The organism is Paenibacillus aceti (assembly GCF_003614185.1).
Lineage (GTDB): Bacteria > Bacillota > Bacilli > Paenibacillales > Paenibacillaceae > Fontibacillus > Fontibacillus aceti.
The window spans coordinates 4239128-4251384 of sequence record NZ_KZ987724.1; the positions used below are offsets into that span (position 1 = coordinate 4239128).

The following is a 12257-nucleotide window of genomic DNA, read 5'->3' on the forward strand; positions in this document are numbered from 1 at the left end:
CCATCCGCGGCTAAATCATCTTTAAAGCCCATTAACCGCGTAATAATCACATACTGCATGACCGGCTGTGTAGTCCTAAACGATTCCGTCCGGACGACCTCGCCCGTGTTTTCGACAATGGCCTCGAGTGTCACTGTTGCGTGAATACTTCCCGGCTTCGCCTCGATCTTTCGCTGGATCGTTACGGGCTGCGCGGGCTGTTTCGACTGCGGTTGTGGTGCTGGACGCGTGACGACGCCGGACGTTTCGCTTATCAATCCGCGAGCCGTAATCACTGTGATAACCTCACTTTCTTCGCGCAAACCCGGCCCCGGCTGTCCTCACCAATCTCAAAGGTAACGCGGTCTCCGCGCATAAATTTCTGACCGTTTGCGGCCGACTCGTTAAAATGCACGTCCTCCGCGCCATAAACCGAGATAAATCCGAACCCTTTACTCGCGTTGATAAATTTGATCCGCCCCTGCTTGCGGCTTGCTTTAGGTTTCTTCTCTTTGGGCGGCGCGACCGGCGACCGATAACCCGTCGGCACTACGCGGCTATAAACAGCCGCCATTTCTGTAGCAGGATAGCCGCCCCAGGTCTTTGATTCAATGAACATATAATTACCTCCCGTTATATTTCGCAGCTAAAAACGGCGCCCTCATTCGGATCGTCGCCTCGCTGACGCTATCCCCGTAGTAAAGCGTGTATTCCGCGCCTGTCTTCGTGTTCCGTAGCGTTACGCGCCGACGATAGTATTCGGCCGGTTCGATGGCGGTTACGACCACATGGTCGCTTTTCATCGCATATCCTCCCCTCCGTAAAAACTGTGCATAATCGGTACGCTTTTGGTTGATTTCACACGTTTTCAGGCACGCCAAATAATCCGGCAAGGTGTTACATCCTCCGGACATTAAGCGAGCTATTATCGCGTAATATTTACGTTAAACAAATGACGCGCCGACCGCTTTCGAACGGAAGGAATACGGTACTGACGTGCGAAAATAACGCCGTTCTTCTCATACGTCGCCATTTCCACGAAGTCCGGATATGACCGCCTTATCTTTCGCATAACCTCCGCGTCCTCTGTGTATCCGGCCAAGTTGTCCGAATCTAAACGCCAAACTACGTTACTCAAGTCGGCCCCTCCCGTCCTGTACAAAGGTGTTATGCCTGATTTCGTAGGCCGTCGGCCATTCTCCGGCAGCAATACCGGCTTGTAATACAAAAAGAACGATCCCGCGAATCTCCTGTTTTGAGACGCCCCAATTACGAAGCGGCGAGAACTTGCGGCAGGCCATGACGGACAAGCGTTCGACCAAAGCGTAAAACTTCGACTCCTCCATTTTGGCGAGGTGATGCGGCGCGTTCGATTCGCGAACCACAAAGCCCATAACTTGCTGCAGTATTTCCGAGTCTTCCTCGTATTTAATAACAAACGGCTCGATCTTTATCGGGCGCTTGTCTCCCGCGTATTGAATTATCGTGCCGTGTTGATCCTGGCTTATGGTAACAGCCATTAAAACCATCCATTCAGCGGCCTAGCAGTTTTGCCGTGGATTTTCCCTGCGTATTGACCGAGGATTATCCGCCTCGTACGGATGTTTTTGCGCAAAATAAAAAGCGCTTCAATGGCCTAGTTGAATAGTACTTTAATACCCGCAAGAGTCTCCGCCTTACCTGCGAACACGATACGCGGATTAACTATGATTCTGCGTTTTCGTTTATCGTTTACATCAGGAATTAATAAGAATACAGGCTTACCGTCGAGCTTGAGCGCGCCGAGTGCGGTACGCAGTTTATGCGTATCCTTATAGTTAAGCAGCGCGGCCAAATTCTCTAAATCCATGGGCTTTACCCGATCTTCGTCAATCTCCTCCGGATTGAAACAAACGACGTTGAACGCGAAATTTATAAACGGTAGTACCGCGAAAACAATCGCCAGTTGCTTGATAGTCCGGCCGTTATATCGCTCGTATAGGTCACGAACCGTTTTCCGGAATAAGCGCGTGTGGCGATAATCATCGAGCTTATACTCCGCGTCTCCAAGTTTTCCGCGATAAAATATCGATGGATTAATATAAATGTCGCCGTGCTCATTCTCGTCTTTTACGATCTCTTCTATGAGCAGCTTTTGATATAACTCAGAAAACCGCGCGCGATTCATCCCGAGAAGTGCCTCAAGTGCCTTACGGTTAATCGGGCGGCCGTTGTCGTATTGGAGGCGTCCATCATAGTTCGTATATGTCCCAATAAACATCAGGCGCGCGAGATCGGATTGAGTAAGCGACGGGAAACGCTCGGCCATCGTCATACAGCCGTTAAATAGCGCGAATACGAATCCACCGTTTTCCTCCGCGTGGGTCCGGATTTCATCGAGAGACTTTTTGCCGCGGACTTGAGACTCTGGCGTTCTAAGCACAACCTCAAAATTCGCCAGACGCTCGCCAAATTCCGATTCGATCACATCTTTCTGCGCCAGTATTCCGCGCTTCGTTCGCGGTGTGAGGTTCATCCAATACCGTTGTTCTCGCATTCTATCGACTGCCATTCTACCCCTCCTAGAATAAATACACTGCTTTTCAGGAACAAAAGTGCCGAATTATACTGCTTTTCGGGAACATGCCAAAAAACCGAAATCCCACGTCCTGTGTGGAGTTTCAGCTTTTCTACTGCTGCTATCCCTATTTATTAGTCCAATTATTCTTTTCTTCCGCGAAGGAAATCTATCACACTACTATAAGTTGATCCAGTAATGCTCGCCGTCACCTATCGGCTCCGTCAGTCTTGTCGCTCTCGCGCCATCGACACCATATAGTTTCTAACCGCGGCATAAATCTCAATAACTTATCTCCGCGGATAAGAATTTGATATCCCACAAGGACACGGTTTGGTCCGCAGTGGTGAGGAACGAAGTGACGAAAGGTTGTTCGCGCTTGTTATTACGGGAACATTACGCAATATACCGGCATTTGTAGCGTCTTACCCGGCGGTGTTAATTCTACGATTCGCTGCAACAATATCCGCAATCTGTCCGTCGGTAAGCGGAATAGCTTCCCGGATTCTTTTCGCAACGTGCGGCAGTAGCGCCCTGTCTTCGCGCTCGATCGCACCGAGTAGCGGGCAGGAAATCGCAGCCTTTCTTGCGAGTTGTCCCTGTGACATTCCGAGATTGACGCGGCAAATACGAATTACTTCCGGTGTTAGTGTCATAGTAGTACCTCCTTTGTTTGTGGTAGATTTTTTTTCTTACATTGCTCCAAATAAAAAGAACCGCGCACATACCGTCAAGCACGCGGTACGTTTGCGATTTAGCTTATATCCCTCTATATTCTTAGTCCTGAAATCGAACAAAATACAACCTATTTACTATAACTTCCTCATAACCCGTAGACAACTGAGCGCACAAAATATAGCCTATCCACGTCAAAAAATTTCTTTCTATACCCGTAAATAACTAAAGGCGTAAAATACAACCTCACGTTGCAAAAATCTTTCTCATAACCCGTAGACACATAATGGCGCGAAATACAACCGTCCTTACAAAACTTTAAACCTTCGGTTGTAACGTAACGGCGTTAAACTACCAATAATACAACCCTTTAAATAAAAAAACAGACAGGGCGTGCCTGAACCACGGAGCTACCCGCGCACCCTATCCGTGCCTATATCGATAAATGCGACTTCCCGATCCGGGCGTTGCCGCGCCCGAGCCGCAGAGATTAGCGATCGCCGGTCGATAGTTGGCGCTACCGGCCGGAAAAACGACGACGTCGTCGCATTTGCCGAGCATTTGGCGCTACTCGACGTTTGAATTACGTGGTACGTACCACGTTTAGCGCCGCGAGATACTACGGGCTTGAAACAGTGACCTGGCGTCTCCTCCCCTTTACGGTGTTAGCGCACCTTTAGCCGTGGCAGCGACGTTAGGTTCATCGGAGACGCGGAGTTATCTAACGACTCGAAACTCTTCGCCCGCCATCGGGTCGGACATTACGCAGTCAATAAGAAAGTCGAGCGCTGACATTCGTAATAGGCAGGCCGCAACCTCCGCAACAAGCTCGTCCGTTTGGTCGATACCTTTCGCGACCCGAACCGAATCTTTCAGTTCCTTTGCTATGTAGAGCCGCGGATGGTTAACCACGTCTGTATGACGCACGACACACCGTAAAACTAGTTCGTCACCGATAAAATATAGTGCGAGGTCGCTGCGAATGAGCCAAGACTCCCGGAGTTCATAATCTAGCGGACCGTCTCCGAAACAACCATCAACAACGAGGACACGTTCAAGATTGAGCTTCATGTAAACTACCCCTTTCGGTTATGATCTGCCGCGTTACCGCGGCCTTATAAGCAAGTAAACGTTTATAGCGAAGTGCGGGCGGTCTCTTGGCGGAGCGGCCGCGCAAATAATCGTATCGGAGCGCCCCGTATTCGTTAGCCTTGCGTGTAAAAAATGCTATGCGCTTAGAAATCATGTGCCGGGACCTCCTTCCAGCCAACCGGTGCGAACTCGTCCGGAGTCGCTTCGATGCCGACGTGCTTCAAGTCCTCAATTGCCCCCGCAATAGCAAGCGGAAGCAGTTCATCGTTAGTTACCGGGAGCGGCGTGTATACGTCGAGTGTGATTCGCCAACCTGCGCGATCCAAGACGCAAGTGTAACGATGTTCCTCGTGTCTCATAGCGTAACCTCCCCACCTATTCCTGCAGCGACTGCCAAGAACTCAAGCGCGGTCATAGAAGCGAGCTTTTGGATTGAAATCTTACCCGGTAATACTACGTCAAACAGTAGAGAACCTTTATAGTTACAAACGTATACCTCGCCGTCGATTTCCTCCACGCGCTCAACCACCAAATACGTACCGCTCACACTCTCGCTTCCAAGATCGACGGACACCGCGACTGATTCGGTTAACATGATACCTTCTCGAATAATCGTCTCGTCCTCGTCGCAAATCTCCGTTACCTTTACGAAATTCATCTCATTAACCCTCCAATACAGCCATAACCAAGTCGAGTTCATTTCTCGCAGTGTGAATCTCGTGAAGTAATTTAAGAGTGAGGCGCGTCTCAAAATGTAAAAATCTGCACTCGTCGACCTTTCCTTTTTCATTGAGGCGTGTTAGAATCGCCGCCTCTTCTTCTATGTCGATAATCACAACAAGATCACCCTTCACCACATATGCATAACAGCCTTCCATCTCAAAACTCACCATATCGAAATCCCCCTTTAGTTATGAATTAATAGTTCCAGCGCGATCCAATTACCGCCGCGAGTCCTTACATAAAGCCGCCCGTTGATTTGTCTACCTCCGCTGTACATGATCCGGCCCCCTTGTCCTAAAAATGGCATGACAAACAAGCAGAAAGTTGTGGCTTTTTCTGTAAATAGACTGTATACTACAACTGTACGCATTTACGTACAACCTGTGATTTGATTATAACGTACGCTTATGCGTACAGTCAATACCTATTTTAGAGGAGATATTTATGGGGATAAGAATTAAGGTTACTTTTGGCGAGTTATTAGAGCAACGGGGAATGTCTTTGAGTGAATTATCCGAACTGTCCAACGTTAGACGCGCGGCTCTCTCCGAGTTAGTAAACGGCAAGCGCGAAAATATTAACTTTGAACACATCGTAAAAATCGCGGAAGCACTCGGGACAACTGATATTAATCAAATCATTACTATCGTGGGAGATTCCGAGGAATAATCGCTATCCTGCGGCGATCGTTATTGCCGGGACAGCGAGCAGCTATCGTTTTGGAATTTACGGAGTTGGTCGAGGAGTTGCGGGAGAAGGCAAGGTCGCAGAGGTTTGCGAACTTAAAAAAAGGTGAGGAAGTCCCCGAAAGCCCAGCTTTGGGCGCTCGGGAGCTCCGGGGTAAAATCGCAAGAACACTCGCAGAGAGAGCAGGTATCGGAAAGTCGTCGATGGAGTACCTAATCGCAGTCCAACGCGACGAGCCCGGATTATTCGAACGAGTAAAATCCGGAGAGATTACGATCAACTAGATGCTCCCCATCTGAGTTCCTTCGTATAAAAGAGCGGAATATGCGCGAAATTGTCAATAGGGCATACACGGATTTGGGACGGGAGTTAAAGGAAGCACAAGATACTCTAGCGGGGAAAAATCAATATAACGGGCTGTTTGTCGCGTGGCTTGACTACATGGGCTACCCTCGGCGAACTGCTTACGAACTGATAAACAGGTACGATGAGCTTTTGCGGATTCCGCAAAACCTTAGAGATACTTTCGAGGCTCTCCCGATCAGTCTTTCAAAACAGATATCTACACCTTCGGCAGAGTCCACGGAACCAAAACGCCAGCACTAACCACCGACCTCCCGACAATCACAGCCGAAATTAACGCATACAAACGCGTTGCAGGCGAAGCAATATTCGAGATAGGCCGTCGCTTGAAGCACGTAAAGGAGAACGACTTAGCCCATGGGTAGTACCTCGAGTGGCTACAGACCGTTGATATGACACCGCGACACGCGCAGCAGTTTGTCCAGTTGGTAGACGAGTTCAAGGTAAATGCGAAATCGGTTGCGCATTTGGGAATCGCAAAACTCCTGCAAATCGCGCAACTACCGTCTGATGTTGATCGATCTGATTTCGTATCAGAAACGCACACGATCCCGTCAACCGGCGCAACCAAAACGGTCGACGAAATGACGGTCCGTGAGCTACGCGAGGTTAAATCGGCACTCAAAGCGGAAAGGGAGGCGCGAGAAAAAGCGGAGGCGGATTAGGAAGCCGTTCGAGAAGCGTTAGATAAACGCCCTCTAGTCGAGTACATGGACATAGAGCCGCGGATTAGGGCGCGTGTTAAAATGCGAAACTGGACTCGCGCGGGGATGCTGCGGAGCCCAGTGTTTGAGAGGTTTATAATCTAGTTTTTAGTTTTTGAAGTTCTCATCTTACGGTATTCTTTAGCAAGAGATTGCTTTCTTTCTTCAAGTAGATTATGTACCTCTATGGCCCTATCGAGGCTATCCTTAATATGTTTTTCTACTTTAGAGTTATCATTTCGAGGAGACGATTTAAATATAATTGTGTCTCCATCGAGAGTTCTAAACTTTGCATCAAGGACCTCAAATACGGACCACTCTAATTTTTCCGCCAGCTCGGGCGATTTGGTGTTTATAATATCAATAAATTTATCTATGGCCCTCTCTTTGTACTCGAGAGTCGCGCCCTCGTCGGGAGTATCATCATAATTGACGAATTCAGTCCGCTTCACTGCTGATATAAATTTCGTTTCACGCGTGATAACATACAACATACTAATCTCAGCGCTGTAGTTTTTTAAGAACGTATCCTTTCTTTGTTCGTCAAGTGTTTTCTTCACACCAAACCACGTAAATAACCCTCCAATTATTGCACCCAAAAAAGCAAGAATATCCATATCCTTAATGTTTATTATTGGACCAAGTTTAATCAACAGCGCCAGAAGAATTAAAAAACAGCAAGAACAAGCAAGTACCAGAAAAATATTAACTAAAAGATTTCTTATTGGATTAGTATAATCTTTTTTGAACATAAAATGATTTCACCCTACATCGCATATTTAAACGTACAACTCTCGCGGAGATATCGCTCTCCTCCGATCCTCACGCTATTTTCCGTTATGTCCTTGATCTTCCCGCTTCCGACAAGCTCGTCCGCGACGAATACAACGATTGGCGACCGGTCTCCTTTCGTATATATACCGAAATTTTACCATATTTCGCGGAGAAATGTCTCAACGGAAATTTAATACGTGCACAAGCACGTATTAAACTATTGACACGTATCATCATACGTGTTATATTAGAAGTGTAAGGACGGTGTCGCTATGAAAGGATACTCTTCGAGGGAATTAATAAAACTAATCGAAGCCGACGGGTGGTACTACATAAGAGCAACAGGCGACCACTACCAATTCAAACATCCTACTAAACCCGGCAAGGTTACAATCCCTCACCCGAACAAAGATTTACCGCAAAAGACAATCGCAAGTATTCTGAAACAGGCGGGGCTGAAATAAGCCCCTCCTAAGGAGGTTTATATATGAAAGACCGCTATGTTTACCCCGCAATTTTCGATTATGCGGCCGATGGAATTTCCGTAGAGTTCCCGGATTTGCCTGGCGCAATCACTTGCGGAGACACAGACGAAGAAGCGTTGTATATGGCGAAGGATTGCCTCGGCCTACACGTTTACGGAATGGAAGAAGACGGCGACGTAATCCCCGAACCATCTCGTGCAGCCGATATCGTCACAGAACCGAATCAAGTCATCGTATTAATTGATGTCTGGATGCCGCCGGTTCGTGATAACATGGCGGAACGTGCCGTTAAGAAGACGCTAACCATTCCGAAATGGCTTGATGATATCGCCGCAGAAAATAAGGTCAATTATTCGCACGTCTTACAGGACGCGTTAAAGGAATATCTCGGTGTGAGTGATCGTAAAAAGGTGCGCGACTAATCGCTCAATTTATGCGAAAAACCGGAGCGTTCCCCGTATGGAAACGTCTGGTTTCATTGTTATTCCCCCACTGTTCGGCTTTCAGTATTTAGTGCTAAGTAAACTATTTGTTGATAAATCAGTCAACAATGTGTAAACTAAAATTGACAAAACCGATAACGAAATTATCGTTACCGGCTAATTCGCGAGGTAAGGGTATTTAACTAAAATCGAAGAAGTAATACAAGTAGTAGTCGGTTTCTCCGCCAAGAGACCGGCTACTTTTTCTTTTCTACTGACTTAATCAAGTCAAGGATAAACTTCATAAAAGTTAACATAAAAATCATTGCTGTAAAAATTAATGTTATTACTTGATAGGTGTCTATTACTATCACCACCGGGCCGCTTACCTCGCAGATATATTATACCAGACTATATCTTGTTGATGCATCTGAAAAGGACGCCATTTTTATTTTTACGAGATTTATATTTTTTCATTTCGCGGCCCTCTTCCGTTTGTACCGAAGCGCCTTATATTGCGCCAGCGCCGTCTTATATGCATCAACAAATAGGCCGACCGGATTTTTAACGTCGATCCGGGGCAGATTGGTGCGCATGTCTATCGTCATCATGACGTACTGCTCCGCGGCTAAATCTATTATTTCCGGATCGAGACGGTCGGGAAAATGGCGTAGAAGTGCCGCATATATATCCGCGAAATAAAAGTCACCGACTGCGTGCGTGTCGTTAAGTGGGATTGTGGATAGACGACGAGATAAGGCGGAAAGAGTAGCGTCATTCGTACAATCATTCTTAAAGTCATTATTATTTAAATCATTAATTACTAGGGGCGGTTTCACCGTAGACGGTTTTTCCATATCGGGAATTTCCGCTTGTGGAATATCCGCACTTGGCTCCGGCTCTTGTGGCTCGATCGGCTCAACCGGGCGCTCAAATACAACCGTCTCATATCCGGTTATACGCTTCGTATCGGGGTCGCGTGTCTGGCGGCGCTCAATGTATCCCGCGGCTTCTAATTCTTTAATCGCTGAATAAACCGCGTCTTTGCCGTCTTTTGAACGTTTGACGAGGTCTGAAACATAAACGCGCCAGTCTGACGGTTTAGAGAGCAAATAGCCGAGCAGCCCCTTCGCTTTCCACGAAAGGCGCTCATCTGATAGAAAATATGGGTCAATAATCGCGTAAGAAGAATCACGCTTTGATACGCGGACAATACCGCCCTTACGTTGTTCTGTCGTCATTAGTGCGAGCCCTCCCGCTTCATAATCCGCGTAAGAGGCGAGTGTTTCCGATGTTCGTCAGCAATACTTTCTTCGCTAATTTGGACGTACTTCCGCGTTGTTGATATGTCCGCGTGCCCCATGATCTTCTGTAAATGAAATATACTCATCCCGTTCTCTGCCGCCATTGTCGCAAAATTGTGGCGCAGCACGTGCGGCGATACACTCCGCCCCAGCTTAGCCTTCTCCGCGTATCTATCAAACGACTTTTGGATCGTCTTATCGCTTAATTGGTCCCCGTAATTCGTTGTAAATACATACGATGTCTCGAAATGCTCCGCGGACTCTGTTATCAACTGCTTCAATAGGCGCGCAGTTTCTGTTGACAAGGGAAGTATCCGAGATTTCCTATTCTTATTTTTCGCGGCAGGTAATAGTATGAGCTTCCGTACGAAATCAATCTCTGACTTCTCAAGTGCGCATATTTCATTAAGTCTGAGGCCAGTGTCCAAAATTAACGTCATGATTATCGCGTCCCTCCACTGAGCCCACTGCCGTTGATCAGGCGCCTTTAAGAAACGACGCAGCTCCTCCTCTGTCAAAGGCGTAACTGTATCGACGTCCTGGCGCATTAGAGACAGGTTAGCGGCCGGATTACGGCTTATTCAAAACGGCAAAGAACGTCCTTAGAACGCGAATACGAACGTTTACTGATGCCGGAGAGAGGCCGCGCCGATCCTTCTCAAACTCCGCTTTATACGGATGCCCTGCGTAATACTCCTTTTCTTTCGCGCACCATATTACATAATCGCGAAGTAAATCCGCGGTAACGTCTTGGATCGATATCTCTCCGCGATGGTCGGCTACCCATTCGATAAAGTACCGCATGTTCTTAACGTAGCCCTCGATCGTGCCTTCCTTGAGATTGTTTGCGCGCTTAACCTTTACTACGAAGTCTACCGCCTCATTGAGCGTGTACGATGGCAGGCCAACATCCGCAATAGGCTCCCGTTGGTTCAGCGTCTTTTTTCCAGTACGTTTATCCATAACAAAAAACCTCCTACGCTTTATCAACGTAGAAGGTCGGAATCACTCAGGTATGTTTAAATCAACTAGCGCTCACTCGCGTCCAGTTTCCGTACACATAACGTACTGAAAACGTGATAATGACGCGGTATTAAAGCTATGGCGGAGAGGGTGGGATTCGAACCCACGCACGCCTTGCGACGCCTAGTTGATTTCGAGTCAACCCCCTTGGGCCTCTTGGGTACCTCTCCACAGCAAAATTGATTGTATCATGATTTAAAAACAATTGCAATAGGAACGGTTTCCATCCCAAACGGGGCGAATAGAGGGTGGAAAATACAAGGCTACAGCCCTCTCTCCCCTTCTCCTTCGTCCCGCTAGCTTAACGTACACGAACGGGTTGTACGCTCTTCCTATTCACTGCTCGAAGCATCCGTCTCGGAGGCGGCGGAACGCAGCACCTTCTTCATATTCTTCTCAAACTTGGCTCGCGGAATAAGCACACTATGCTTGCATCCCACGCATTTGATCCGGATATCCATGCCCATCCGGATAATCTCCATCTCATTACTGCCGCATGGATGATTCTTCTTCATTTGAACGATGTCACCTAACTGGAACTGTTTCCGCTCCATTTTTGCCTCCTCCTTTATATTGAAAATATATTACACAGACCCAGCCGCCAATCTCCTGCTCTCCTCTTGCTCCAGCGCCTCCTTCGCATACATTTGAATCAGCCGCTCCGCTTCGGACCTGGCCCCTGGCTGACATTCTACCGCGATCCGTATTACATATTCACTGGACGTCAAGGATTGAATCCCCAGTACATTCGGCACCTGCTCGATCTCTTCATGCTTCTCCTTCAAGTCCAACATCGCCTTCTCCAGCAATTCGATACTGTCCTCAAGCTTCCTCGTATTGCTGAAGGGCAGGTCTACAACCGCAAGTGCGGTCCCAATCGAATAATTGGTCACATTGGTAATCATACCATTAGGGATAATATGAACCTCCCCTGTCCAACTTACCAATCGCGTCGAGCGAAGCCCGATCATCTCGACCGTGCCCTTTAAAGCTCCTGTCTGAATGACGTCACCTACCGCAAACTGATCCTCTAATATGATAAAAAATCCAGTTATTACATCTTTAACCAAACTCTGTGCACCAAAAGCGATGGCCATCCCCAGCACCCCAGCCCCTGCGATCAAAGGTCCCAGCTGGAATCCCAGTTCCCCGAGTACGATCAGAACCATAATAAAGTTACTTATCACTGAGGTCATATTCTTCAACAACTCGCCCACAGTAACAAGTCTGCGCGGATTCACCTGCAGTCTACCCTTTTCTTTCCTCTCTAATGAGCGATCAATAATCCGGTAAACAATACGTACCAATATGCGTGTTAACAGGAATATCAGTATAATCCGCAATGCGGACCACATGAAATGCTGCCACATATCCATATCGGTGAACCAGCTTGCAACCCCATCCGTCCATTTCTTCGCAGCCTCTACCGGATCTTCTTGCGGATTCTCACTGCTTAGCCAACTTCTCAT

Annotated in this window: 20 protein-coding genes, 1 tRNA gene and 1 pseudogene; 5 read left to right on the plus strand and 17 right to left on the minus strand. The window is 47.6% G+C overall.

Annotated elements, in window-relative coordinates; genetic code table 11:
• Window positions 1–271: 271 nt before the first annotated feature.
• From BFJ94_RS19010 to BFJ94_RS19060, 10 genes are all read right to left on the minus strand, one after another.
• Window positions 272–598, minus strand: a complete 327-nt coding sequence (locus BFJ94_RS19010; protein ID WP_229717116.1) for a cold-shock protein — start codon at window positions 596–598, stop codon at window positions 272–274.
• Window positions 599–602: 4 nt separating this feature from the next.
• Entirely contained in the window at window positions 603–782 is a 180-nt protein-coding gene (locus tag BFJ94_RS19015; RefSeq protein WP_120464067.1) for a hypothetical protein, read from the minus strand.
• Between the two features lie 122 nt (window positions 783–904).
• Window positions 905–1117, minus strand: a complete 213-nt coding sequence (locus tag BFJ94_RS19020; RefSeq protein ID WP_120464068.1) for a hypothetical protein — start codon at window positions 1115–1117, stop codon at window positions 905–907.
• Complete coding sequence (locus tag BFJ94_RS19025; RefSeq protein WP_120464069.1) at window positions 1110–1499, minus strand: hypothetical protein; 390 nt, start codon at window positions 1497–1499, stop codon at window positions 1110–1112. Before BFJ94_RS19025 ends, BFJ94_RS19020 begins: the two co-directional genes overlap by 8 nt.
• 116 nt (window positions 1500–1615) lie before the next feature.
• Entirely contained in the window at window positions 1616–2530 is a 915-nt protein-coding gene (locus BFJ94_RS19030) for a hypothetical protein (RefSeq protein WP_120464070.1), read from the minus strand.
• 431 nt (window positions 2531–2961) lie between these two features.
• Window positions 2962–3192, minus strand: a complete 231-nt coding sequence (locus BFJ94_RS19035; protein WP_120464071.1) for a hypothetical protein — start codon at window positions 3190–3192, stop codon at window positions 2962–2964.
• 736 nt (window positions 3193–3928) lie between these two features.
• On the minus strand, window positions 3929–4282 hold the full coding sequence (locus tag BFJ94_RS19040) for a hypothetical protein (protein WP_120464072.1): 354 nt from the start codon (window positions 4280–4282) through the stop codon (window positions 3929–3931).
• A gap of 164 nt (window positions 4283–4446) precedes the next feature.
• Window positions 4447–4662 carry a hypothetical protein gene (locus BFJ94_RS19050; RefSeq protein ID WP_120464074.1) on the minus strand — a complete coding sequence of 72 codons (216 nt, stop codon included), beginning with the start codon at window positions 4660–4662 and terminating at the stop codon, window positions 4447–4449.
• Window positions 4659–4961 (minus strand): hypothetical protein, encoded by a 303-nt coding sequence (locus BFJ94_RS19055; RefSeq protein ID WP_120464075.1) that lies wholly within the window; start codon window positions 4959–4961, stop codon window positions 4659–4661. The genes BFJ94_RS19050 and BFJ94_RS19055 overlap by 4 nt, the downstream gene beginning before the upstream one ends.
• 4 nt (window positions 4962–4965) lie before the next feature.
• Complete coding sequence (locus BFJ94_RS19060) at window positions 4966–5196, minus strand: hypothetical protein (RefSeq protein ID WP_120464076.1); 231 nt, start codon at window positions 5194–5196, stop codon at window positions 4966–4968.
• A 274-nt stretch (window positions 5197–5470) separates the two neighbouring features.
• On the opposite strand from BFJ94_RS19060, the gene BFJ94_RS19065 reads away from it, so the two are divergent.
• The 3 genes and pseudogenes from BFJ94_RS19065 to BFJ94_RS25915 form a co-directional block, all read left to right on the plus strand.
• Window positions 5471–5695: a helix-turn-helix domain-containing protein gene (locus BFJ94_RS19065; RefSeq protein WP_120464077.1), complete on the plus strand. Its 225-nt coding sequence runs from the start codon at window positions 5471–5473 to the stop codon at window positions 5693–5695.
• Between the two features lie 806 nt (window positions 5696–6501).
• Window positions 6502–6741, plus strand: a complete 240-nt coding sequence (locus tag BFJ94_RS19080; protein ID WP_162944344.1) for a hypothetical protein — start codon at window positions 6502–6504, stop codon at window positions 6739–6741.
• A gap of 42 nt (window positions 6742–6783) precedes the next feature.
• Window positions 6784–6885 (plus strand): annotated as a pseudogene (locus BFJ94_RS25915) (ATP-dependent DNA ligase); the annotation flags it as partial.
• Here the strand turns inward: BFJ94_RS25915 and BFJ94_RS19090 are convergent.
• Window positions 6882–7532 carry a hypothetical protein gene (locus BFJ94_RS19090; RefSeq protein WP_120464081.1) on the minus strand — a complete coding sequence of 217 codons (651 nt, stop codon included), beginning with the start codon at window positions 7530–7532 and terminating at the stop codon, window positions 6882–6884. The pseudogene BFJ94_RS25915 and the gene BFJ94_RS19090 sit on opposite strands and share 4 nt — an antisense overlap.
• Window positions 7533–7826: 294 nt before the next feature.
• On the opposite strand from BFJ94_RS19090, the gene BFJ94_RS19095 reads away from it, so the two are divergent.
• Together BFJ94_RS19095 and BFJ94_RS19100 are read left to right on the plus strand one after the other, a co-directional pair.
• Window positions 7827–8018, plus strand: a complete 192-nt coding sequence (locus BFJ94_RS19095; protein WP_120464082.1) for a type II toxin-antitoxin system HicA family toxin — start codon at window positions 7827–7829, stop codon at window positions 8016–8018.
• Window positions 8019–8041: 23 nt separating this feature from the next.
• Window positions 8042–8461 carry a type II toxin-antitoxin system HicB family antitoxin gene (locus tag BFJ94_RS19100; protein ID WP_120464083.1) on the plus strand — a complete coding sequence of 140 codons (420 nt, stop codon included), beginning with the start codon at window positions 8042–8044 and terminating at the stop codon, window positions 8459–8461.
• Window positions 8462–8934: 473 nt separating this feature from the next.
• Here the strand turns inward: BFJ94_RS19100 and BFJ94_RS19105 are convergent, their stop codons facing one another.
• The 6 genes from BFJ94_RS19105 to BFJ94_RS19125 all read right to left on the minus strand — a co-directional run bounded on the left by BFJ94_RS19105 (window position 8935) and on the right by BFJ94_RS19125 (window position 12257).
• Window positions 8935–9702 (minus strand): helix-turn-helix domain-containing protein, encoded by a 768-nt coding sequence (locus BFJ94_RS19105; RefSeq protein WP_120464084.1) that lies wholly within the window; start codon window positions 9700–9702, stop codon window positions 8935–8937.
• Window positions 9702–10313 (minus strand): tyrosine-type recombinase/integrase, encoded by a 612-nt coding sequence (locus BFJ94_RS25920; protein WP_229717113.1) that lies wholly within the window; start codon window positions 10311–10313, stop codon window positions 9702–9704. The genes BFJ94_RS19105 and BFJ94_RS25920 overlap by 1 nt, the downstream gene beginning before the upstream one ends.
• Window positions 10314–10335: 22 nt before the next feature.
• Window positions 10336–10728, minus strand: a complete 393-nt coding sequence (locus tag BFJ94_RS25925) for a site-specific integrase (protein WP_229717112.1) — start codon at window positions 10726–10728, stop codon at window positions 10336–10338.
• A 139-nt stretch (window positions 10729–10867) separates the two neighbouring features.
• Window positions 10868–10958: transfer RNA gene (locus BFJ94_RS19115), tRNA-Ser, on the minus strand.
• Between the two features lie 162 nt (window positions 10959–11120).
• Window positions 11121–11342 carry a DUF951 domain-containing protein gene (locus BFJ94_RS19120; RefSeq protein WP_120464085.1) on the minus strand — a complete coding sequence of 74 codons (222 nt, stop codon included), beginning with the start codon at window positions 11340–11342 and terminating at the stop codon, window positions 11121–11123.
• Between the two features lie 30 nt (window positions 11343–11372).
• Complete coding sequence (locus tag BFJ94_RS19125; RefSeq protein ID WP_120464086.1) at window positions 11373–12257, minus strand: mechanosensitive ion channel family protein; 885 nt, start codon at window positions 12255–12257, stop codon at window positions 11373–11375.